The sequence below is a fragment of the Bradyrhizobium shewense genome (assembly GCF_900094605.1).
GTDB classification, from domain to species: domain Bacteria; phylum Pseudomonadota; class Alphaproteobacteria; order Rhizobiales; family Xanthobacteraceae; genus Bradyrhizobium; species Bradyrhizobium shewense.
In genome coordinates this window covers 310,638-333,245 of the sequence record NZ_FMAI01000007.1, presented here as the reverse complement: position 1 = coordinate 333,245, position 22,608 = coordinate 310,638, and the positions used below count along the sequence as shown (strand labels likewise).

The window sequence follows — 22,608 nt, the reverse complement described above, 5'->3', positions numbered from 1 at the left end:
AGCGTTCGATTAAAAACGCGTCACGATTTCCGAAAGGAACGGTCGCGGACGGTCTTCGCTCGGCTTGGTCGGCTTGCCCACGTGGATGAAGCCGGCGAGCTTTTCGTCCGGCTTGAGGCCGAGGCCATCGAGCACGTCGCGATCGAACGAGAACCAGCCGGTCAGCCAGCAGGCGCCATAACCGAGGGCGGTCGCGGCCGTGACGATGTTCATGGCGCTGGCGCCGGCCGACAATTCCTGCTCGAACGCCGGCACCTTCGGATGCGGCTTGGTGAAGCTGACGATGCCGATCACCAGCGGGGCGTCGGTGAGGCGCTTGCGCTCAATCTCGACGTCGGCGGCGGGCGCGCCGGGATTCTTCCGGGCAAACACCTTCGCGATCACCTCGCCGGCGCGCTGGCGGGCATCGCCCTCGAAGATGATGAAGCGCCAGGGCGCCAGCTTGCCATGGTCGGGCACGCGCGCGCCGATGGTGAGGATGGTCTCGAGCTCGGCCGCGGAGGGGCCGGGTCCGGTCATCTCGCGCGGCTTGACCGAGCGGCGGGTCTTCAGGAGTTCGATGGCGTCGGGCACTGGGAGATCCTCTTCAACTGGTCGTCGGGCGTGCCATGCCGAGATAAGCATGCACGCCCGCAACCGGAAGCGAGTTTAGATCGATTTCAGGGATCAGACCGCGCCCCGCACCCGCTTGACGTCCGGCGGGGTTGCCTCGTCGACCAGGGCGGTGATCGCCTCCTCGGTCGTCATCACCTTCTGGCCGTCGCTGCCGAGGCGGCGGACCGAGACCGAATGCGTCTCGGCCTCCTTCTTGCCGACCACGAGCAGGGCGGGGATCTTGGCCAGCGAGTGCTCGCGGACCTTGTAGTTGATCTTCTCGTTGCGCAGGTCGATCTCGACCCGAAGCCTGGCGCGCCGCGCCTGCTCCATCACCACCTTCGCGTACTCGTCGCCTTCCGAGGTGATGGTCGTGACCACCGCCTGCACCGGCGAGAGCCAGAGCGGGAAGTTGCCGGCATAGTGCTCGATCAGGATGCCGATATAGCGCTCCATCGAGCCGCAGATCGCCCGGTGCACCATGACAGGCGGTTTCTTGCCGCCGTCATGGTCGATATAGAACGCGCCGAACCGCTCCGGCAGGTTGAAGTCGACCTGCGTGGTGCCGCACTGCCAGTCGCGGCCGATGGCATCGCGCAGCACATATTCGAACTTCGGCCCGTAGAACGCGCCTTCGCCCGGATTGATCTCGGTCTTGATGTGATTGTTCTGCGACTGGATCTCGCGCAGCACCGTGGCCATCACGCGCTCGGCGTGATCCCACATCTCGTCGGTGCCGACGCGCTTGTCCGGCCGCGTGGACAGCTTCACCGTGAGATCGCCGGTGAAGCCGAAATCGGCATAGGTCGACAGGATGAGCTCGTTGATCTTCAGGCACTCTTCGGCGAGCTGGTCCTCGGTGCAGAAGATGTGCGCGTCGTCCTGGGTGAAACCGCGCACGCGCATCAGGCCGTGCATGGCGCCGGAGGGCTCATAGCGATGCACCACGCCGAACTCGGCGAGGCGCAAGGGCAGGTCGCGGTAGCTCTTCAGGCCGTGCTTGAAGATCTGCACGTGACCCGGGCAGTTCATCGGCTTGAGCGCAAACCAGCGCTTGTCCTCGGCCTCGTCGCCGGCCGACTGCGCCGCGAACATGTTCTCGCGGTACCAGCCCCAATGGCCCGAGGTCTCCCAGAGCGACTTGTCGAGGATCTGCGGCGCGTTGACCTCGCTGTAGTCGCCGGTCAGGCGGCGGCGCATATAGGCGATCAGCTGCTGGAAGACGGTCCAGCCCTTCGCGTGCCAGAACACGACGCCCGGACCTTCCTCCTGGAAGTGGAAGAGGTCGAGCTCGCGTCCGAGCTTGCGATGGTCGCGCTTTTCGGCTTCCTCGATCTGCCTGAGATAAGCGTCGAGGTCCTCCTGCTTGGCAAACGCCGTGCCGTAGATGCGGGTCAGCATCGGATTGTTGCTGTCGCCGCGCCAATAGGCGCCGGCCACCTTCATCAGCTTGAAGGCGTTGCCGACCTTGCCGGTCGAGGTCATGTGCGGGCCGCGACAAAGATCGAACCAGTCGCCCTGGTAGTAGATCTTGATCGGCTCGGTGCCGGGAATGGCGTCAACCAGCTCGACCTTGAAGGCCTCGCCCTTGTCGCGGAACACCTGCTTGGTCTTCTCGCGGTCCCAGACTTCCTTGGTGAAAGGTTTATCGCGCGCGATGATCTCGCGCATCTTCTTCTCGATCGCGGCAAAGTCTTCCGGCGTGAACGGCTCGTTGCGGAAGAAGTCGTAATAGAAGCCGTTCTCGATCACGGGACCGATGGTGACCTGCGTGCCCGGCCACAGCGTCTGCACGGCCTCAGCCAGCACGTGGGCGCAGTCGTGGCGGATCAATTCGAGCGCGCGCGGATCGTCGCGGCTGATCAGCTCGAGCTTGGCGTCGGCCTCGATGGGATCGTTGAGGTCGGCGACCACGCCGTCGAGCGCCATCGCGACCGTGCGCTTGGCCAGCGACGGCGAGATGCCCTTGGCGATATCGAGGCCGGTGATGCTCTGGTCGTATTGGCGCTGGGCGCCGTCCGGGAAGGTGAGGGTAACTTTGGCGGCGGGGGTCACGGGCTTCAGATTGCTGAGGGAATATTGGAAGCCGGATTCGGACTTCGGCTGGTCCTTGGACTGGTCGGTCATTGCTTTTCTCCTGAGGCTCACTCCTGCGAACGAGCGCAGGTAAGCGGGAACGAGCGATATATCAGGCGATTCGGCCTGCGCAATCCGGCAATTCCAAGAAAATCGGCGCATAAAACGGGCGTGCGCACGAACTATTTCGCACCGGCCCTTTAACTGGCCCGGCGGCTGCTCTACATGCACTTGCATGGAAAATGAACGCGCCCCGCGTTTCGCGCCAACCGCCTTGATGCTCGGCAATCTCGTCACCGGCTGCTCCGTGCTGGCCCCGGCGGGCATGCTCCCGGAGTTGGCGACGGGGCTCGACGTCAGCATTCATGCGGCGGGGCTCCTCATCACCTTCGGCGCGATCACGCTGTGCATCGGCTCGCCGCTGACGGCCTGGCTGACGAGCCGCATCGAACGGCGGACGCTGCTCGCGACGACGCTGGCGGTGCTTGCCTTCGGCAATCTCGCCTCCGCCTTTGCACCCGATTACACCAGCCTCCTCGCCATCCGTCTCGTGATGCTCGCGGTCGGTGCGCTCTACACGCCGCAGGCCGCCGGCACGGCGGCGTTGATCGTGCCGGTGGAGCGGCGGGGCAGCACCATCGCCTATATCTTCCTCGGCTGGTCGCTGGCTGCCGCCGTCGGCCTTCCGCTGATCACCTTCATTGCCAGCCGCTATGGCTGGCGCGCGGCCTATGGCGAGATCGGCGTGCTCGGTTGCGTCAGCTTCCTCTTGTTGCTGCTGCGGCTGCCGGCAGGCCTGAAGGGCGCGCCGGTGGACCTGAAGACCTGGCGCGAGGTCGGCCGCAACAGGACGATTCTGCTGCTGCTGGCGATCACCATGCTGCAAATGTCGGGGCAGTTCGTGGTGTTCACCTTCATGGGCCCGCTGCTCAAGAAGCTCACTGGCGCCGGTCCCGATGCGATCGGCATGGTGTTCGCGCTTTACGGCGTCTGCGGCTTCCTCGGCGTCGTCGTCGCCACCCGCATCGTCGACACCTCGGGACCCTATCGGACCTCGCTGCTGTTCACCTGCCTGCTGCTTGCAGGCATCACGGGCTGGGCGCTCGGCGCCGGCACGCTTGCTTTCATGACGGTTGGAGTCGCAATCTGGGGCCTCGGCTTTGCCTCGACCAATTCGATGCAGCAGGTGCGGCTGGTCGCGGCCGCGCCGCCGCTGGCCTCGGCGACCGTCGCGCTCAATACGTCCGTTCTCTATATCGGCCAGGCGCTCGGCTCCGCCGTCGGCGGGCTGCTGTTCGCCCGCGAACTCCTGCATGCGCTCGGCTTCGTCGCGGTCGGTTTCGTCGTGCTGGCGCTGATCCTGGTGGTCCTGACCCGGCCCCGGCCTGCGGCTGCAACGGCCTGAATCCCGCGGCTTCGTGTACGCAATGTGCTTGGCAAACCGCGCGCGGGAGCGCTAGAACGCCGGTCATGGGGACCAAAGAGAGTTGACTGAAATGAGGATGATTCTGGCGGTTGCCGCGGTGCTCTATTCAGCCTCCGCGTTTGCGCAAGCCGACAAGCCACCGATGGTGGGGGACAAGCCCTTGGTGCAGGTCAAGCCCAAAGGGACCAAAGAGGCGGCGGCCAAGCCGGCCGCAGCGCCGAAGGGCAAGCCGCAGTCGATCGCGGCCCGGCTCCAGGCCTGCCTCGAGCTCGACGACGGCACCAAGGACCGCCTCAACTGCTACGACGCGGTGATCGCGCCGGCGCCGAAGCCGAAGCCGGCGAAGGCCAAGGGCTACGCCGATTGCCGTTTCTTCAAGGAAGAGGACGAGCGGCTGGCCTGCTTCAACGGCTTTGCCGAGAGCATTCCGAAGCTGCCCAAGAGCTGATACTTACAAGAGCCAATCTTGAATGAGCTGATGCTCAGTCGCTGATCCGGCTCAGCACGGCTCGGAAGGCAACGCCCGGCGCCTGCAGCGCGTTGCCTTCGAATTCCGCGTTGTCGCCGTCCTCCCGGCCGGCGAGCGCCAGCGTGATCCGGTCGGCGCCGAACAGAGCCTTGAAGGACGGGTCGTCGTTATAGCGCTGGGTCGAGATCTTGACCTTGATGCTGTCGCCTTCGCCCGTATAGGTGCCGATGAAGGCGAAAGCGGAATTGCCGCCGCGCATCTTGCCATCCATCACATAGACGACGCCGCAGCCCGTTCCATGAACGGTATGGAAGTCGACCTTGTACAATCCCTGACGCACTGCCTGTCCCCGCGAAATTCCAATCACAAACTGGCCGGCAAAGTATGAGCCTTGCTGGCGGAAGCAATCCGGTGGCTTCCGGGGATTTCGGCCATCAACATTACATTTTGATCAGAGCCTGGGGGAATTGCAGGCAATGCAGCCGGACACCGGCTGGACCAATATCCAAACCTATCGGCTCGATGCGGCGGAACTGGTGGCGGCCACGCGGGTCAGCGCCAGCGCCGGCGTCGCCGACATCTTCACCAGCACGTCCTTGAGTGGATCCCGCGTCCAGGCGCGGGTGACGTAGTCGCGATGGGTGATGCCGTCGCCGGTCTCGACGAACACCACGCTGCCGGGACGCAAGGGGCCGTCCATGTCCTCGGCGACACTGACGCCCTTCTGCCGGAGCATGCTCATCAGCTCGCGGTCGCGCCGCGCGGTGTGGCGGGTGTAGGCACTGACGAAGAAGCCGGAGCGGTGACTCTCGATCCAGGACGCGAACTTGTCCATTTCGCCATAGACGGCGTCGAGCAGCACGACGCCGCGGACGCGGTCGCTGATGCCGCCGACCTCCAGGCTCCAGGCCGTCGGCAGGAAGCCGCCGCTGTAGCCGACGATCACGATCGGCATGTTGGCGAAGGCGCGGGCGCTGTTGGGATCGCCGGTGACGCGGGCGAGGTGATCGGCCGATTCCGCCATGAAGCGCTTGAAGCCGCCCGGTTGCCAGAACTTGCCGGCGCTGGAATCGGCGGCATCGACCGCCATCTGCGGGGCAAGCAGCACGGCATTGGCGCCGGAATCGGTGATCTGCTTGGGCACCAGCTGGCGATCACGCACGTCGCGTTCGAGCGTCGCGCCATTGCCGTGGAAGAACACCACGATCACGCCCGGCTTGCGGACGTCGAAATGCTCGGGCACGTGCATCAGCACGCGGCTGTCATTGTAGGTCTCGTCCTGCCAGAACACGCGACCGGAATAGCTGCGATGGCCGCGGCGGTCGCCCTTGGCGATGTTGAGAAACGGCGCGTCGGAGGCGGGGTTGTTGCCGAAATAGGGAAAGGCCGACGATTTCATGCTGACGAGCGTCGTCAGGTCGTCGCGGGGCGAACGCTTGTAGGGGACCTGCGGCTCGAGCGACGCGACCTTGTAGGGGGCCGTCTCCGCCGGCGGTTGCTGCACGGCGCGCTTCGGCGAGAAGTCCGACATCTGCCGCTGCAGAAAACTCTCGCTCGCTGAGGGGAAGCGCTCCCCGAATTGCGGAGTGGGGAAGCGATCCTCGAAGGTGTCGCCGCTCGCGACTTGCTGATTTGTCTTCGCAACGACCTGAACATTGGCCTGCGAGTTCGCCGCGAGCGCCGCCGGATTGGGCGCCTTGCCGCATTGAACCAGTGTCAGGGACAGCGGCACCAAGGCTGAGATCAGGCCGACCCGGAGCGCACGACCGCGCGCACCGGACGTCGTCCGGTCGGCACGCATGTCAGCTCTCGGTTTCGGAACGGCCCCGACCATCCACCCATGACCCCAAAGTCACGTCCATCGGCATCTCTAGACAATTGAGCCGACTGGCGTTTAGGCGACGTTAAGTGTCCGGAGAAACTTCCCCACATCCAGAACGCTCAAAAGGACCATGCAATCGTGTCCTGATTGTGGGGAGGAGGAACGGGATTTCCCGGGGCGGGGGCAGCGTTATCGCTCGGGGGCGGAATAAGCGGTGCTCTATTACCCGCTTCCGTCGCCTCATTTAGCCCTTGTTAACCCTGCTTGAATTGACTGGGCCAACCTGCACGATGCGCCCACGAGGCACGACGCCTGAGGTTAAGGACCCCGATGACGGCATCAAATGCGGGAACCGCGCCCTGGACTGGCCGGCTGACCGGAGGCGGGACCGGGGTCTCGGTTCTGGTCGCAACCGCCATCGTCGTGGCCGACATGATCGGGGTCGGCGTCTTCACCAGCCTCGGCTTCCAGGTCAAGGATATCCCGTCCGGCTTCTCGATCCTGCTGCTGTGGACCGTCGGCGGCATCGTCGCGTTGTGCGGGGTGTTCGCCTATAGCGAGCTCGGGGCGATGTTTCCGCGCTCGAGCGGCGAGTACAATTTCCTCAGTCGCGCCTATCATCCCGCCTTCGGCTTTCTCGCCGGCTGGGTGTCGGCGACGGTGGGCTTTGCCGCGCCCGTCGCGCTCGCCGCGATGGCGTTCGGCGAATATGCCAAATCGGTCGTGCCCGATCTGCCGCCGATCCCGCTCGCCATCGCCGTGGTGTGGCTGGTCTCGCTCGTGCAACTGACCGGCGTCAGGCACTCCTCGACCTTCCAGCTGATCTCGACGATCATCAAGGTCGCGCTGATCGTCGCCTTCCTGATCGCCGGCTTCGTCATCGCGGCCCCGCAACCGATCACGTTCGCGCCGCAGCCGGGCGATCTCGCGCACATCGTCAGCGCGCCGTTCGCGATCGGGCTCGTCTTCGTGATGTATTCGTTCTCGGGCTGGAACGCCGCGACCTACATCATCGGCGAGATGAACATGCCGCAGCGGAATCTGCCGCGCGCGCTCCTTGCGGGCACGCTGATCGTGCTCGTGCTGTACGTCGCGCTGAATGCAGTGTTTCTCCATTCGACGCCGGTCGGTGCGCTTGCCGGTCAGCTCGATGTCGCCAGCGTCGCCGGTAGCGCCATCTTCGGCAGCCTCGGTGGTCGGATCGTCGGCGCGATGATCTGCGTTGGCCTGATCTCCTCGATCAGCGCGATGATGTGGATCGGCCCGCGCGTGATGATGACGATGGGGGAGGACATTCCCGCCTTACGCGTGTTCTCGAAGCGATCGGCGAGCGGCGCGCCGGCCTACGCGATCCTGTTTCAGCTCGCGGTCGCCAATCTGCTGCTGTTCACGCGCAGCTTCGAGGCGGTGCTCGACTTCATCCAGTTCGCACTGTTGTTCTGCTCGTTCTTCACGGTCGCCGGCGTCATCAAGCTGCGCATCACCGATCCCGATTTGCCGCGGCCCTATCGCGCCTGGGGATACCCGTTCACGCCGCTGGTTTTCCTGCTCGTGACCGCGTTCATGATGTACTACCTGTTGACCGAGCGGCCGCTGCAGTCGCTCGCGGGGATGCTCGTCATGCTCTCGGGCCTGTTGATTTATGCCGTTTTCCGCAGGCGGCCGGTCGCCGCTGGCAATTCACACGATCGCGCATAGACATGTTTCGTCCCCTCAGAATCGCGGCCACAGCTCTTGCCTTGCTGGCCGCGGCCGTCTTCTCCGCGCACGCCGCCGAGGTGAGCTTCGATGACACCGCGCGCTTCCTCGCGGGCATGCAGCCTTCGGCGGACTCGCCGCTGGTGCCGCTCACGAAGGATCCGGGCTGGCAGCGCCACGCAAAATTCTTCGACGGCGCCTTCGCCCAGCTCGAACAGCGCCAGCTCTCCAAGATCCGCGATTGGGCTGACGTCAATCTCGCCGCGCCCCGGCCGACCATGTTCTACATGTTCAGCGGCCCCGATTTCCTCTACGCCAACACCTTCTATTCCAAGGCCAGCACCTACGTGCTCGGCGCGCTGGAGCCGGTCGGCGCCGTGCCCGATTTGACGCGGCTGCCGCGCGGCGCGGTCGGCGCGGCGCTCTACAATGTCGAACGCTCGCTCGGCTCGATCCTGAGCTTTTCCTTCTTCATCACCAAGCAGATGAAGGTCGACCTGCACGCCAACCAGGTCAACGGCACGTTGCCGATCCTCTATGTTTTCCTCGCGCGCTCCGGCAAGACCATCCGCAACGTCGAGATGATCGCGCTCGACGACAAGGGGGGCTTGCATGTCGGCGACGACAATCCGGGCCGTAACGCGACGCGCGGCGTTCGCATCACCTTCGCCGGCAGCGATGGGGGAACGCGCACGCTATATTATTTCTCGACCGACCTCTCCAATGCCGGCGCGCGCAACACGGGATTCCTGAAATTCTGCGAGACGCTCGGGCCCGGCAACAGCCTGCTCAAGAGTGCGTCCTATCTCATGCACTCCGGAAACTTCACCGTCGTTCGCGACTGGCTGCTCGCCAACAGCGCCACCATCATCCAGGACGATTCCGGGATTCCGCTTGCGAACTACGGCGCGCGGCAATGGCGGTTCTTCCCGTTCGGCCGCTATCTCGGGCCGATCGACGAATTCCCCGGCCGCTACCAGGAGCGCTATTCCGAGTTGTTCACACGGGCCCAGCCCATCGATTTCGGCGTCGGCTACCGCTGGCGGATGCACGAGTCCAATTTGCTGCTGGCGGTCAGGGTGCCGGGCACCGAAACGGCGCCGGGCGGGGAGGCCAACTCGTCGGCCGATCCGACGCCGAAGCCGCCGCGTCCGAAACGGCTGCGGCCGCCCGAGCCGATCCCGCCGCCGCCCGGGCGCTTTTACTGGTTCCGCTAATTACCAGTGCACGCTCTGGCTCGGCACGATGAAGGCGGTCGTGCTCGGCGCGGTGGCTAAGCTCGTCGCCAGATACCAGCCGGAGCCAAGCACGAGCGCCAACAAGGCGACGATCGCGAGCAGATCCAAGGTTCTGGGGTCGTGGTGCCGCCTGGAGCCGGGGGTGGGCCCAGGCCTCAAGTGCGAAAGCCTGAAGTGAAACGGCCTGAAGTGAAGATGAGGGCTGATTTTCCAGCGCATTGTTGTTTCCTCCCGGGGGAGCAATCAAAACAACGCGGGAAGAAAGCTTGCGGTTCCCCTCAGGCCACCGATGCGCAAAGCATCGCAGCAATCTCAGGATGCATTGACGCCGCGCCAGCGGCCGTAACGCCATGGCAGATACCAGTGTGCGCCTGGCGGTGCGGCGAGCGGTACATTGTCGATGCCCGACGTGCCGAACGGATTGCAACGGAGCAGGCGCGCCAGCGTCATCCAGCCGCCGGCCCAGAGCCCGAACCGTTCGATCGCCTCGTCGCCATAGACGGAGCAGGTCGGCAGATGCCGGCAATTGTACCCGACCAGGGGCGACAGCGTGTGCCGGTAGAGCCAGATCAGCGCACGGCCGAATCTGCGTGGGAGCCGGAGCACACCTTCGATCGAACTGGAACAATGCTCGCAGGCTGAATGCTTCATGTGCGGTTTGCTGCGATGTTAATCGAGGTGTTGCACAGTTCCGGCGCAGGGAACCGTAAGCTGTTGTTTGCACGCCATATTTTGCGTGCTTTTTGGGAGCAGTGCAGCAAGTACCTGTGGACGAACTGTATTCCCACGGATACCATTTTTGTGACGTCCATGTGTAGAAACATACGCCTGTATGATGGACTCAGAGGGCGCTACCAAGGATTGTTGGGGACCTTAGGGGCTTGGGGAAGGAACCAGATTGAGACTTCTGAACTCCCTTAATCTTCGCGGCTGGTTGCTGGTGGGAACCGCCGTCTGTGGAGTCGTGCTGGCTGGCGCCGTCGCGACACTCGGGTCATCGGCCCGCGCGGGTGTTGCTCTCGAAGAGCGCAAGCTCCCGATGAAGTTCAACTGGATTGCCTGCGAGCCGAACTGCCGCGGCTGGGTCAGCGCGGTCGGCATCATCACCGCTGACACACCGAAAGAGTTCGAAGAGTTTTCCCGCGGACGGCAGCTCGGAGGCGCCACCGTGGTGCTCGATTCCAGCGGCGGTTCCGTCAACGACGCGATCACCCTCGGCCGACGCTTCCGCAATCTCGGACTCCTGACGACGGTCGGCGTAAGTCTCCGCGGCGGGCAGTCCGCCCGCCCGGCGGTTGCGCCGGAGGCCTATTGTGAATCCATGTGTGTATTCCTGCTGCTGGCCGGCAAGAAGCGCTACGTACCCGAAGCTGCCCATGTCCGCGTCCACCAGATCTGGATGGGCGACCGCGCCGACGATGCCAAGGCGGCGAGCTACAGCGCGCAGGACCTGATGATCGTGGAACGCGACATCGGCCGGCTTGCCAAATACACCTTCGACATGGGCGGAGCCGGCGACCTGCTGTCGCTCGCGCTCAGCGTGCCGCCCTGGGAAGACCTGCATGAGCTGGACGCCGGCGAGCTCAAGCTCACCAATCTCGTGACCACCGACCTCGTGGCCGACGTGCTGCCGCATGTGGACATCTCCGCGCCGGCGATGGCGGAGCTTGCGCCGAAGACGCAGGCGAGGTTCGGCGCAGAACCGGAGCAGTCGCAAGCTGCCAAGTCGACCAAGACGGCGGAAGCCCTGGTGCCGACGGGTGGCGTGGCCGCGCCGGCTCCGGCGACGCAGAAGTAAGCTCTGAAATCTTGATAGTGATTTCGGGTTGGCCGCTTTGCGACGCCCCGGAATGACATGGGGAGTTCAGCCCTGCGCCGCAGCCGGCTGCTTGGCCTTGGCTTCGATCTGGCCAATCGCGTCGACCACGGCATCGAAGGTCAGGAGCGTCGAGGCGTGCCGCGCCTTGTAGTCGCGGACCGGCTCGAGGAACTTGATCTCCTCCCATTTGCCTTCAGGAGGCGCACCGTTCTCCTTCAGCATCTTGCGAACAGTTTCGCGTAACTCACGGAGTTCGCTTGCAGTCGAGCCGACGATGCGACTTGCCATGATGGATGAGGAGGCTTGTCCGAGAGCGCAGGCCTTCACGTCATGAGCGAAGTCGGTGACCCTGTCGCCCTCCATCTTGAGATCGATCTTCACGGTCGAGCCGCATAGCTTGGAGTGGGCGGTGGCGGAGGCATCGGGGTCCGGCAGCCGTCCGAGGCGCGGAATATTCCCGGCCAATTCGATGATCCGCTTGTTGTAGATGTCGTTCAGCATGTGATGGGGTCCAGCACTTCCGCATCGGATCGGCCTTGGCGGGCGCCGTCCACGGTCCTATATAGGGTCGGAACTGGCGGAAAAACAGTCCAGCGGCGGTGGCGATAGCCATGCAGCCGACGGGAGAGGTGAGGGCCTTTTCGTCAGGTTCAACTGTTCTCTTCAGGCGTCCGGCGGCATTGCCGCCCCGTCTGCCGGTGACACTCCGGCCGCAAGGCCGTCGAACGGAGTAGACATGGACGCGACCATCAAATCCATCCGCCCCAACAAGCCCTCCGACCGGCAGCCCGAGAGCCGCCCGGCCGAGCTTGACCCTGCCGAATTCCTCGCGGCCGCCGTCCGCGCCGACCAGCCGCGCCCGGCGCGTGCCGAGGCCGAACAGGCGGTGAAGACGCTGCTCGCCTATATCGGCGAGAACACCGAGCGCGAGGGCCTGCTCGACACGCCGCGCCGCGTGGTCGAGGCTTTCGACGAGCTCTATCAGGGCTATCACCAGTGCCCGGCCGAGGTGCTCGACCGCACCTTTGGCGAGACCGCGGGCTATGACGATTTCGTCCTGGTGCGCGACATCGAGTTCACCTCGCAATGCGAGCATCACATGATGCCGTTCTACGGCAGGGCGCACATCGCCTATACGCCGGTGGAACGTGTTGTCGGCCTGTCCAAGCTCGCCCGCCTCACCGACATCTTCGCCCGCAGGCTCCAGACCCAGGAGCATCTGACGGCGCAGATCGCGGCTGCAATCGACGAGGTCCTCAAGCCGCGCGGCGTCGCGGTGCTGATCGAGGCCGAACATACCTGCATGTCGGTGCGCGGCGTCGCCAAGCATGGCGCCTCGACCTTCACCAGCCGCTTCACCGGCATGTTCCGCGACAATCCGGCGGAGCAGGCCCGTTTCCTGTCCCTGGTGCGAGGCCTGCAGCGCTGACCTCGCAAGGCTTTGTTGTTTGAGCATGATCTTTTCGGAAAACCGCTTCACACTTTTCCGGATCATGCTCTAGCGAGGTCACTGTGTCCGCCCACTCCCATGAGATCGAGGAAGGCCTGTCCTTCCAGCCCCGGTTCGACGCGAGCGGCCTTGTGACCTGCGTCGCGACCGACGTCGCCTCCGGTGACGTGCTCATGGTCGCGCACATGAACGAGGAGGCGCTGCGCAAGACGATCGCGACCGGCGAGGCCTGGTACTTCAGCCGCTCGCGCAATGCCTTGTGGCGAAAAGGTGAGACCTCGGGGCAGACCCAGCGCGTGATCGAGATGCGCACCGATTGCGACCAGGACGCAGTCTGGATTCGCGTGGAGCAGATCGGCGCGGCCTGCCACACCGGACGAAGGTCGTGCTTCTACCGCAAGGTCGAGGCCGAAGGCGGCGGGGCGAAGCTGGTCTTCGCCGATGCGGAGCGGCTGTTCGACCCGGACGCGGTCTACAAGAAGTAGCTCGCTGTCATTCCGGGGCGCACCGCAGGTGCGAGCCCGGAATCCATTCAGCCGCGCGTAATGCCCTGCGATGGATTCCGGGCTCGCGCTACGCGCGCCCCGGAATGACGGGCACGGCCAATTAACCCCGCATTAACCATACCTGTCCCACGGTGATGCGACAGGCGCCGAATTGCCGGCGCTGCTCAACGCCGCGCGAGGCGGGCACTTCATCATGTCGGTCGACAATTCCAGTGCCACGCAAACGGCGGTTCTCGATCCGTCGCGGGCGCGCGTCGCCGGTGCGATCAAGCAGGCCTCGAATGTCTCCGGCGTCAGCTTCCAGTACATGCTGACCACCGCCAAGATGGAATCGGATTTCGATCCGACGGCGGGTGCAACGACGTCATCCGCGCACGGGCTCTACCAGTTCATCGACCAGACCTGGCTCGGCACGGTGAAGGAGGCGGGCCCCCAGCTCGGCTATGGCAATTATGCCAACGCGATCTCCAGGACGACGTCGGGCGGCTACGCCGTTGAAGATCCCGCGATGAAGCGGTCGATCATGAAGCTGCGCGACGATCCCGAAGCCGCCTCCAGCATGGCGGCGGCGCTGACGCAGTCGAACAGCTTCAAGCTGACGGGCCTGCTCGGGCGCAGGCCGAGCGACAGCGAACTCTACATGGCGCATTTCATGGGCGTCGGCGGCGCCGCAAAACTGATCGCCAATGCCGAGGACAATCCGCAAGCGGTCGGCGCGCGGCTGTTTCCCAATGCCGCATCCGCCAACCGTTCGATCTTCTACGCCAAGGACGGCCGCGCCCGCAGCGTCTCCGAAGTCTATTCGGTGCTCGACGCGCGCTATGCCAGCGCGGCCAATTCGAAAACGACCCGCAGCGCGATGGCGATGTATGGCGGCGCGCCCTCGACAACAGAGGTTGCGAGCGCGAGCGGCGTGCGGCCCACCGTACCTGTCATCGACAATGCCGCCTATCTCCAGACCTTCCCGAACACACGCGCGGTGACGCCCGTCAGTGCGACATCGCCGACGACGGTCGCGGACAATGCCCCGACCACGCCGGTGTTTCGTTCGATCTATCAGCCCGGCGATGCCACCCAGCCGGTCTCGACCACGGTGCAGAAATTGTGGGGCAACAACGCCTCGTTCACCTCGGTCGCACCAGCGACCTCAGTTGCATCCGCGACGCCGGATGTGCGTCCGCCGCAGCCGCTCGATCTTTTCAGCGATCGCAGCGGCACGTTCTCGAGCTAGTCGCGTCCTGTGTCCCGGACGCGCCGCAACGCGTAGCGTTGCTGCGCAGAGCCGGGACCCATGCGGCAAGCGCTCTCGAACATGGTGGGCCCTCGGCTCAGCAGCACATCACTTCGCGCTGCGCTGCGTCCGGGCACGCAAGCCGAGCGCCTTTGTTCCCTTAACAAAACGTCAATAAAACCAGCCAGTTATGGTGAACGCTTTGTTAAGCGTCGTGGTTTATTTTGTGTTGCAGGTGACGAGCCGTCACCATTTTCGTTTGTTGTGTAAGCCGGAAGCAGCATGATTGTTCGGCAGTTTATCAATTGGATCAGGACGGCGCCCGCGGGCGAGCGGGCCGAGGCCACACGGGCGTTGGCCCGGGCCTGGCTGATCTCAGACCTTTCGACCGACGACCGCATCGCCGCCGAAGGCGCGCTTCTGATGCAGCTCGACGATCCTTCGCCGCTGGTGCGGCAGGCGATGGCCGAGGCTTTTGCGCGCAGCACGGATGCGCCGGCATCGATCGTGCGGGCGCTGTCAGCGGACCAGCCGACCGTCGCGCTGCCCGTGCTCGAACATTCCCCGCTGCTGATCGATGCCGATCTCGTCGACATCGTCGCGACCGGTAATGACGAGGTGCAATGCGCGGTCGCACGCCGCATCGCGCTGCCGGTCTCGGTCTGCGCCGCCATCGCCGAAGTCGGCTGCGCGGCGGCCGCGCTGGAGCTGATCGAAAATCCCAACGCCGAGCTCGCGCCGTTCTCCTGGGACCGCATCGTCGAGCGCCACGGCCATCTCGCCGCGATCCGCGAGGCGATGCTGGTGCTGGACGATCTGCCGTCCGCAACCCGGGCCGCGCTGGTGGCGAAACTCTCCGAGACGCTGGCGCAATTCGTCGTGGCGCGGAACTGGCTCAGCGCCGACCGCGCCGAACGCATCGCGCTCGAGGCACGCGACCGCTCCACCATGAACATCGCATCGCGCTCGCGCGGCGAGGACATGCAGGGCCTGGTGCGGCACCTGCGTATCACCGGCCAGCTCACGGCGGGTCTCATCCTGCGCGCGCTGTTGTCGAGCAATCTCGATTTGTTCGACGCGGCGCTGGCCGAGCTTGCCGACCTGCCGCTGGCGCGCGTCACCGCGCTGCTGCACGACCGCGGCGGCAACAGCCTGCACGCGCTGCTTCGCCGCGCCGGGCTTCCCGAGGCGACGTTCGCGGCGTTCCAGGTCGCGCTCGATGCCTGCCACGAGCAAGGCTTCGTCGACAGCGACGACGGCGCAGTGCGGCTGCGCCGGCGCATGGTCGAGCGCGTGCTCACCCATTGCGAGACCGACCGCGGCGTCACCGAGCCGCTGATGGTCCTGCTGCGCCGCTTCGCCACCGAATCCGCGCGGGAGGAGGCAAGGCTGTTTTGCGACGAGCTGGTCGCGGACGAGGCGATCGATCCTGTGTACGACGATCTGATTGCCGCGTAGCGAGCTGCAGTAGGGTGGGCAGGGCGCACAGCGCCGCGCCCACCATTTATCAGTATAATTCGAGATGAATCGTGGGCACGCTTCGCTTTGCCCACCCTACGATGCTGCCCGTGTGGATGGAGCGGCCTCACACGAGATGAAAAAGACGGGCGCTTACTCCGTCGGCGCGATGCTCGGCGCGAGGATCACCTCGAGATGCTCGGGGCGGTCGCGGTTGACGTGGGCGAGATAGTCGTCGGCGACCTTGCGCAGGCGGCGGCTGAGCTCGGCGGAGACGCTGATGCTGTCGAGCCTGGTGTTCTCGTGCACGATGGCGAGGATGGCGTTGATGTGGTGCGTGAACAGTTCGGCCGGCACCTTTTCCAGATCAGGCGCGTGCTCGATGACGCGGCACAGGCTCTCGGCGATTCCGGCTGCGGCCGGATAGCCGAAGGTCGCGGCGCCGCCCTTGATGTCGTGCGCGGCGCGGAACAGCTCGTCGCGCCGCTCCTTGGTGAAGCCGTCATTGCGGATGGCGACATAGGCGGCCGACAGACGGTTGACCTCGGTCGTCATCCAATCCTTGAACTCGCCGGACAGGCCCGCGAGCGCCTGCTCGGCGCGGCCGATCGGATCGTCCATGTCCTTGTCTTCGACCCGGCGCAGAACCTTCCGCAGCGGGTTGGGCTGCGTGATGATCTGATGCGTGGCGAAGGCCGTGACCTCGATGTCCTTTGCGCTGTTCTTCGCCATGATGCCTGCCTCGTCTGAAGAGGTTGCGCTAGATGGATGAGCGGGCCTTGTCGAGCAGCGAGGGCTGCTGGAGCACCTCGTGCTTTTCGCCGACGCGGCGCTCGGGGCCCATATAGGCGGAATTGGTGTTGCGGCGCCGGTCCGGCCCAAAATAGGTCTTGGTCTTGATGAAGGGGCGGGGATTGGCCACCACGTTCAGGATGCGCTGATAGAGCCCCTTGGCCGAGATTGGCTTGGCCAGGAATTCGGTGACGCCGGCATCGCGCGCCACGGTGACGCGGCGCTTCTCGGAGTGGCCGGTCAGCATGATGATCGGCGCGTAGGGGTTGCCCTTGGATTCCGGCTGCCGGATCATCTGCGCCAGCTCGAGCCCGTCGAAGATCGGCATGGCCCAGTCGGTGATGACGATGTCAGGCACGTAATGGCTGTACATTTCGAGCGCGGTGGCGCCGTCCTCGGCCTCATAGACCTCGCGCGCGCCGAACGAATGCAGCAGCGTCCGCAGGATGCGGCGCATGTGCGGATTGTCGTCGCAGACGAGGAAGCGCAGCTTGTTGAAGTCGATACGGAACATGACGCCCGGGCCAAAGCGGTCAACCTTCGTTAACCATATCGTGGCGAGGGTTAACGAAGGGTTGCGACCGGCCTCCCGCAGCGCGCGGGGGGCGGGGGCTCAGTAGCCGAACTGCTCGCGCAAAATGCGTTCTTCCAGGCTGTGGCCGGGGTCGAACAGCATGCGCATCGAGATGCTCTTGTCGGACAGGACCTCGACGCGCCGGACCCTGCGGACCTCCTCATGGTCGGCGACGGCCGCGACCGGACGCTTGTCGTCCTCTAGCACCTCGATCACGACATAGGCGGTGTTGGGCAGCAGGGCGCCGCGCCAGCGGCGCGGGCGGAAGGCGCTGATCGGGGTCAGTGCCAGAAGGGCGGCGTTGATCGGCAGGATCGGTCCCTGCGCCGACAGATTGTAAGCCGTCGAGCCGGCCGGCGTCGCCACGATGATGCCGTCGGCGATCAGCTCGGGCATGCGCTCGCGCTCGTCGATCAGGATCCGCAGGCGCGCCGCCTGCGAGGTCTGCCGGAACAGGTAGACCTCGTTGATGGCGTGGTGCAGGTGGACGCGGTCGTTGACGTCGGTTGCGCGCATCAGGAGCGGATTGATCTCGGATTCATGCGCCGTCTCGAGCCGCGCGCGCAGATCGTGCGTCGCATATTCGTTCATCAGGAAGCCGACGGTGCCGCGATGCATGCCGTAGATCGGCTTTCCCGTGCGCATGTTCTGGTGCAGCGTCTGGAGCATCAGCCCGTCGCCCCCCAGCGCGACCACGACGTCGGCCTCCCTGGGGTCGCAATTGCCATAGTCCCTGGTGAGCTGGCTGAAGGCGGCCTGCGCCTCGCTGCTCGGGCTGGCGACGAAGGCGATGCGGTCGTATCGCTGGGGCTTGATCATGGCTTGTCGGGCAGGCCGCTGGCTGGAGGAAGTTCCGCCGGGCTCGTCTATACGACCTGGGGCTCCATTGTCGAGGATGACCGCCTCTCAAGGCAAACGGGCGATTGTCGATCCGGAGAACAAAACGGGTTGATTTGAGCCAGCCCGGGCGCCTTACTTGCCCATCGGACCGGTGATCCCGCAAAGCGTCGCAATTCCGCGCTAGTTCGATACGCGCCGGCTGTGACAGCCGGGCAGGGAGAACGATCATGTTCACGATCTTGCCGACGCTGCGACGAACCGGGCTCGTGCTGGCCGTGTCCGCGGCCGCGCTCGCGAGTGTCGCGCGCGCGGATGATCCGCCGCAGCCGCGCTCCGAGGCGGCATCGCCAGCGGGACAGAAGGGTGGGCGCGCCGCCAATCCGCAAAGCGCGACGCAGGCCTCGCCGTCCGCGGCCGAGCCGCACCGTCTCCCCCCGGATTCGACCACGAAGCAGACGCTGGATCTGCCCGGCCGCACCCTCAATTTCGCCGCGACCGCCGGCTCCATCCGCGTGTTCGACGGCAAGGGCGAGCCGCTGGCCGACATCGCCTATACCTCCTACCAACTCGACGGCGCCGACCGCGCCACGCGCCCGGTCACGTTCCTGTTCAATGGCGGGCCCGGCGCGTCCTCGGCGTGGCTCCAGTTCGGCGCGGCCGGTCCATGGCGGCTGCCGCTCGACGGCGAAGCGCTGTCGCCGTCAGCCTCGCCCGAGGTGAAGCCGAACGCGGAGACCTGGCTCGATTTCACCGATCTCGTCTTCATCGATCCCGTCAGCACGGGCTACAGCCGCTTCATTGCGAGCGGCGAGGACGCACGAAAATCGTTCTACTCCGTCGACGGCGATGTCAACGCGATCGCGCTGGTGATCCGCCGCTGGCTCGAGAAGCACGACCGGCTGACCTCGCCGAAATACGTCGCGGGCGAGAGCTATGGCGGCATTCGCGGGCCGAAGGTGGTGCGCCAGCTGCAACTCCAGCACGGCGTCGGCGTCAAGGGCCTGATCCTGGTGTCGCCGCTATTGGATTTCCGCGAGTTCACCGGCACCAGCCTCCTGCAATATGTCGCGACCTTGCCGAGCTATGTGGCGGTGGCGCGCGAGGCAAAAGGGCCGGTCAAGCGCGCCGATCTCGCCGACGTCGAGGCTTACGCGCGCGGCGAATTCCTGGCCGATCTCGTCAAGGGCGAGGCGGACAAGGAGGCCACCAATCGTCTTGCCGACAAGGTCGCCGCGCTCACCGGCATCGACCAGGCGGTGAGCCGCCGGCTCGCCGGCCGCTTCGACGTCGGTGAGTTCCGCCGCGAATTCGACCGCAAGAACGGCAAGGTGACGGGACGTTACGATGCCTCGGTGCGCGGCTTCGATCCCTATCCGGATTCGAGCAGTTCGCGGTTCGGCGACCCCTCGGGCGACGCACTCCAGGCGCCGCTGACGAGCGCCGCGGTCGACGTGCTCACGCGCAAGCTCAACTGGCGGCCCGACGGCTCCTATGAAGTCCTGAACGGCAGCGTGGAAGGTCACTGGGATTTCGGTCGTGGCATCAACCCGCCGCAATCGGTGTCCGATCTGCGCCAGATCCTCGCCACCGACGCGAAACTGAACGTGCTGGTCGCGCACGGCCTGTTCGACCTTGCCACGCCCTATTTCGGAACGAAGCGGGTGCTCGATCAGATGCCGGGCTTTGCGACGCAGCGCGTGAAGTTCGTCGTCTATCCCGGCGGCCACATGTTCTATTCGCAAGGCGGCTCGCGGCAGGTGTTTCGCAGCGAAGTCGAGGCGCTGATCAGGGAGTAGGCCGACGTTTGCGCGGCTTATATCGACGGGCGATCTCCTTCGCCACGACGCTCGCCGGCTTGAGGTTGGCGCCGGCGATCCAGACCTCGCTGATCCTGCCGCGCTTGTCGCGGATCCGGTGCACCGGCTCGCCATGACTGGAATAGCCCGCAGCCCAGGCGAGCTTGCCGGTGTCGCGGCCGGTGACCTCGATCTCGGCGGCATCCATGAACGGATTGATGAATTGCGGATTGGCGACGAGCACGCGGTTGCCCATCGGCACGAGGTCGCTCGCGCCCCAGATCGTCCACCAGCGGTCGGTCCAGTCGCGCAGGCGCCGGTCGGCCGTGCCGCGCGTCTTGAACACGCGCAAGATCTGCATCGCGCCGTCCATCCAGAACGGCGCCGCGCCGTCGATGGAGTTGCTGAGGATACTGATCGTGAGCTCGCAAGCGGGGATGGCGCAGGTCCGGGAGATGTAGCCCTGAAAACCGCCGCCATGGCCGAACCAGTCCCAGCCGTCGGTCTTGCCGGCATTGACGCCCAGCCCGTAATAGCCCTCGAAGCTCTGCGGGATGCGCCACTGGTGGCGCGTCATCTCGCGGCGGCTCGCGACCGAGAGCACGCTCTTCTTCGCATTGGGCGCAAGCTGCGCGAAGAAGCGTGCGGTGTCGCCGGCCGTCGCAACGAAGCCTGCGGCGGACGCCATCGCGTGTGCGGGATTGTCGCCGGGGATCACGCATCGCTCGCCGAATGGCAGCTTTCGCGTATGGCCGCGCGCGAACGATGCGTCCTTGGGTAGCGGCGCGTCCGGCTCGGTCGCGCGCAGGCCCGCAGGCTCGATGATCTCGCGCTTGATCCAGGCTGAGTAGGGCTGCTTGGTCACCGTTTCGATGACGAGGCCCAGCAGGCCAAAGCCGTGATTGGAATATTTGAAGCGGGTGCCGGGCTCGATGGCGGTCGGCAGCTTCAGTTCCGCGAGCAACTCCTTTGCGTTGAGATAGGAACGGCGGTCGATGAACTGGCCGGAATCGGCGCCGTCGCGCGTCAACCCGGCGCTGTGCGAGAGCACCTGCGCTATCGTGGTCTCGGCGACGCGTGGATGCAGGCCACCGACATATTGGCCGACCGGATCGTCGAGCCGGAGCTTGCGCTGCTCGCGCAGCTTCATGATGCCGGCCGAGGTGAAGCTTTTGGAATGGGAGGCGATGCGGAATCGGTGGCGCGGGGTGAGCTTCTCGCCGGTGTCGAGATTGGCAAGGCCGAACGCATGCTCGGCGACGATCTCGCCGCGATGGGCGAATGCGATGATGACGCCTGGCTGCTGGATTGTCGTCAGTTGGAATTCGATCCAGGAGCCGATGTAGTCGATCGCGGATCGCAGCCACGGGTCCATTGCACACCAATTTGCTGGGAAAATCGATGCGAGAGGCTAGCCGAGAAAGCCGAACGGGCACAACCGAAAGGTTGTGCCCGTTCGCGAGGTTGAAGATGCGATTGTCTTAGTAGACGAGCGTCGCGCCGGTCGGCTTGTCGAGCGCCGTGGCGAGCGAGCGATACTCGGAGCTGTCGGTGCCGGCGAGCGAGGCGATCTTGTTCAGATGATACTGCGCCTGTTCGCGGTTGCCCTGCTCGAGCTGCCAGAGGCCGTAATACTGCCAGGTGCGGACGTGGTTCGGATCGTCCTTCAGCGCCAGCTCGTAATAGACCTTCGACGACTGGTAGTCGCCGAGCTTGCGATAGGAGTAGCCGATCAGGTTGGCGACGTCGGCGACGTCGTCGCGCTTGAGTGACTTCAACTGATCGATCGCGCCGGTGTAGTCGTGGTTGTCGTAGATCGCAGTATAGGCGGTGCGATAGGCGGCGAGGAATTTGGGATCGCTGACGGAAGAGCTCTTCTTCTTGCCCTTCTTGGACGAGGAGTCCGACTTCGGCGGCGGCGAGGGCTCGTCACTGCCGGCGGCATAGGCGCTGGACAGCACCGGCGCGGCCGCCAGCGACATGGCGACCAATCCCGGCACGACAAGCATTGAGAGTTTGCGCATCTAAATTCTCCCGTATGGAACGTGGCGATCCTACACGATTGCCCGAAGACCGGAACACCCGTCTGGCGAAAACATTCCCGCTTCGCACGATCTATTCGCCCGGGCGCGGATGACAAACTTGTCATGGAGATGAACGGAAGCCTGCAAGGGGCTTCAGACAGGGTTCAGCGCGCCGCCCCTAGGCTCCCACCCACGATCGAAGGGTAGGCGAGAGGGCGCCGCCTCAAGATCCTTCCAAGAGGAGACCACCATGTTGAAGACCATTTCCGCAGCCTTGCTCGCCGCTTCCGTGATCGCAGCCCCGGCCTTCGCCGCCGAGGCCGGCAAGACCACCACGGCCCCGGTGATCAAGGCGGACCAGAGCCAGACCAAGGCCTCGACCACCGCCGCGAAACCGGACACCGCCATCAAGGCCGATGCCAAGGTCGAGGCCAAGACCGATGCCAAGACCGATGCGAAGGCCACTGCCAAGACCGACGTGAAGGCCGGCGACGTCAAGCCCGCAGACGTCAAGGCGGACGCCAAGGTGGATACCAAGTCGAAGGCGATGAATGCTAACGCCGCGGTCACGTCCGACGAGCACAAGACCGTGCGCACCCATCGCCACCACCACAAGCATCTGTCGGCGAAGAAGCTGAAGGCGCAGCCTGAGGTGACCAAGCCGCTGGCCACCGAGAAGCGCAGCTAACGACTGATCCTGCGCGGCGGCATCCCAAGCATTGCCCCGCCGCCGCGTCAGGACTTCAGACCCGGCCCGTCGTCTCGGCGCCTTGCGCGAAAGCGCAGACGCCGGCG

General features: G+C 65.1%; 23 protein-coding genes. 11 read left to right on the top strand and 12 right to left on the bottom strand.

Features of this window, described 5'->3' with window-relative positions:
- Positions 1–9: 9 nt before the first annotated feature.
- A complete protein-coding gene (locus GA0061098_RS16640; RefSeq protein ID WP_165637403.1) occupies positions 10–573 on the bottom strand; it encodes a nitroreductase family protein in 564 nt (187 codons plus the stop codon).
- A 93-nt stretch (positions 574–666) separates the two neighbouring features.
- Entirely contained in the window at positions 667–2,721 is a 2,055-nt protein-coding gene (gene thrS / locus GA0061098_RS16635; RefSeq protein ID WP_165637402.1) for a threonine--tRNA ligase, read from the bottom strand.
- A 184-nt stretch (positions 2,722–2,905) separates the two neighbouring features.
- Here thrS and GA0061098_RS16630 point away from each other — a divergent pair, with 184 nt between their 5' ends.
- Positions 2,906–4,075 (top strand): MFS transporter, encoded by a 1,170-nt coding sequence (locus tag GA0061098_RS16630; RefSeq protein WP_091957721.1) that lies wholly within the window; start codon positions 2,906–2,908, stop codon positions 4,073–4,075.
- 91 nt (positions 4,076–4,166) lie between these two features.
- Positions 4,167–4,544 (top strand): hypothetical protein, encoded by a 378-nt coding sequence (locus GA0061098_RS16625; RefSeq protein WP_028141112.1) that lies wholly within the window; start codon positions 4,167–4,169, stop codon positions 4,542–4,544.
- 34 nt (positions 4,545–4,578) lie between these two features.
- On the opposite strand, the gene GA0061098_RS16620 is transcribed toward GA0061098_RS16625, so the two are convergent.
- Together GA0061098_RS16620 and GA0061098_RS16615 are read right to left on the bottom strand one after the other, a co-directional pair.
- A complete protein-coding gene (locus GA0061098_RS16620) occupies positions 4,579–4,905 on the bottom strand; it encodes a GrlR family regulatory protein (protein ID WP_091957716.1) in 327 nt (108 codons plus the stop codon).
- A gap of 171 nt (positions 4,906–5,076) precedes the next feature.
- Positions 5,077–6,366, bottom strand: a complete 1,290-nt coding sequence (locus GA0061098_RS16615; protein WP_245323374.1) for an alpha/beta hydrolase — start codon at positions 6,364–6,366, stop codon at positions 5,077–5,079.
- A gap of 351 nt (positions 6,367–6,717) precedes the next feature.
- On the opposite strand from GA0061098_RS16615, the gene GA0061098_RS16610 reads away from it, so the two are divergent.
- Both GA0061098_RS16610 and GA0061098_RS16605 read left to right on the top strand, forming a co-directional pair.
- Positions 6,718–8,085, top strand: a complete 1,368-nt coding sequence (locus GA0061098_RS16610) for an APC family permease (RefSeq protein ID WP_091957706.1) — start codon at positions 6,718–6,720, stop codon at positions 8,083–8,085.
- A gap of 2 nt (positions 8,086–8,087) precedes the next feature.
- The gene (locus GA0061098_RS16605) at positions 8,088–9,302 is read left to right on the top strand and encodes a hypothetical protein (RefSeq protein WP_091957701.1); all 1,215 of its coding nucleotides are present in this window, start codon (positions 8,088–8,090) and stop codon (positions 9,300–9,302) included.
- On the opposite strand, the gene GA0061098_RS47215 is transcribed toward GA0061098_RS16605, so the two are convergent.
- Both GA0061098_RS47215 and yidD read right to left on the bottom strand, forming a co-directional pair.
- Positions 9,303–9,542, bottom strand: a complete 240-nt coding sequence (locus tag GA0061098_RS47215; protein ID WP_091957696.1) for a hypothetical protein — start codon at positions 9,540–9,542, stop codon at positions 9,303–9,305. It lies immediately after the preceding gene.
- A gap of 93 nt (positions 9,543–9,635) precedes the next feature.
- Entirely contained in the window at positions 9,636–9,974 is a 339-nt protein-coding gene (gene yidD / locus GA0061098_RS16595; protein ID WP_091957692.1) for a membrane protein insertion efficiency factor YidD, read from the bottom strand.
- A 247-nt stretch (positions 9,975–10,221) separates the two neighbouring features.
- Between yidD and GA0061098_RS16590 the strand changes: the two genes are divergently transcribed.
- A complete protein-coding gene (locus GA0061098_RS16590; RefSeq protein ID WP_165637401.1) occupies positions 10,222–11,121 on the top strand; it encodes a COG3904 family protein in 900 nt (299 codons plus the stop codon).
- Positions 11,122–11,187: 66 nt separating this feature from the next.
- On the opposite strand, the gene GA0061098_RS16585 is transcribed toward GA0061098_RS16590, so the two are convergent.
- Positions 11,188–11,643: an iron-sulfur cluster assembly scaffold protein gene (locus GA0061098_RS16585; protein ID WP_028141104.1), complete on the bottom strand. Its 456-nt coding sequence runs from the start codon at positions 11,641–11,643 to the stop codon at positions 11,188–11,190.
- A 235-nt stretch (positions 11,644–11,878) separates the two neighbouring features.
- Here GA0061098_RS16585 and folE point away from each other — a divergent pair, with 235 nt between their 5' ends.
- The 4 genes from folE (at position 11,879) to GA0061098_RS16565 (ending at position 15,787) form a co-directional block, all read left to right on the top strand.
- Positions 11,879–12,571: a GTP cyclohydrolase I FolE gene (folE, locus tag GA0061098_RS16580; RefSeq protein WP_018322161.1), complete on the top strand. Its 693-nt coding sequence runs from the start codon at positions 11,879–11,881 to the stop codon at positions 12,569–12,571.
- An 83-nt stretch (positions 12,572–12,654) separates the two neighbouring features.
- Positions 12,655–13,077, top strand: coding sequence for a phosphoribosyl-AMP cyclohydrolase (gene hisI / locus GA0061098_RS16575; RefSeq protein WP_091957688.1), 423 nt, complete (start codon positions 12,655–12,657; stop codon positions 13,075–13,077).
- Positions 13,078–13,249: 172 nt separating this feature from the next.
- The gene (locus tag GA0061098_RS16570; protein WP_091957685.1) at positions 13,250–14,329 is read left to right on the top strand and encodes a transglycosylase; all 1,080 of its coding nucleotides are present in this window, start codon (positions 13,250–13,252) and stop codon (positions 14,327–14,329) included.
- Between the two features lie 282 nt (positions 14,330–14,611).
- A complete protein-coding gene (locus GA0061098_RS16565; RefSeq protein WP_091957682.1) occupies positions 14,612–15,787 on the top strand; it encodes a DUF2336 domain-containing protein in 1,176 nt (391 codons plus the stop codon).
- A 153-nt stretch (positions 15,788–15,940) separates the two neighbouring features.
- Here GA0061098_RS16565 and GA0061098_RS16560 read toward each other — a convergent pair whose 3' ends face one another.
- The 3 genes from GA0061098_RS16560 to GA0061098_RS16550 form a co-directional block, all read right to left on the bottom strand.
- The gene (locus GA0061098_RS16560) at positions 15,941–16,519 is read right to left on the bottom strand and encodes an Hpt domain-containing protein (protein ID WP_091957678.1); all 579 of its coding nucleotides are present in this window, start codon (positions 16,517–16,519) and stop codon (positions 15,941–15,943) included.
- A gap of 28 nt (positions 16,520–16,547) precedes the next feature.
- A complete protein-coding gene (locus GA0061098_RS16555; protein ID WP_008549760.1) occupies positions 16,548–17,093 on the bottom strand; it encodes a response regulator in 546 nt (181 codons plus the stop codon).
- 99 nt (positions 17,094–17,192) lie between these two features.
- On the bottom strand, positions 17,193–17,972 hold the full coding sequence (locus GA0061098_RS16550; RefSeq protein WP_091957674.1) for an NAD kinase: 780 nt from the start codon (positions 17,970–17,972) through the stop codon (positions 17,193–17,195).
- A gap of 248 nt (positions 17,973–18,220) precedes the next feature.
- On the opposite strand from GA0061098_RS16550, the gene GA0061098_RS16545 reads away from it, so the two are divergent.
- Entirely contained in the window at positions 18,221–19,789 is a 1,569-nt protein-coding gene (locus GA0061098_RS16545) for a S10 family peptidase (RefSeq protein ID WP_091957671.1), read from the top strand.
- On the opposite strand, the gene GA0061098_RS16540 is transcribed toward GA0061098_RS16545, so the two are convergent.
- On the bottom strand, positions 19,779–21,164 hold the full coding sequence (locus GA0061098_RS16540; protein ID WP_091957667.1) for a serine hydrolase domain-containing protein: 1,386 nt from the start codon (positions 21,162–21,164) through the stop codon (positions 19,779–19,781). The genes GA0061098_RS16545 and GA0061098_RS16540 overlap by 11 nt on opposite strands.
- A gap of 106 nt (positions 21,165–21,270) precedes the next feature.
- Positions 21,271–21,813: a tetratricopeptide repeat protein gene (locus tag GA0061098_RS16535; RefSeq protein WP_028141095.1), complete on the bottom strand. Its 543-nt coding sequence runs from the start codon at positions 21,811–21,813 to the stop codon at positions 21,271–21,273.
- Positions 21,814–22,063: 250 nt separating this feature from the next.
- On the opposite strand from GA0061098_RS16535, the gene GA0061098_RS16530 reads away from it, so the two are divergent.
- The gene (locus GA0061098_RS16530; RefSeq protein WP_091957661.1) at positions 22,064–22,501 is read left to right on the top strand and encodes a His-rich protein BRANT; all 438 of its coding nucleotides are present in this window, start codon (positions 22,064–22,066) and stop codon (positions 22,499–22,501) included.
- The last annotated feature ends 107 nt before the right edge of the window (positions 22,502–22,608 follow it).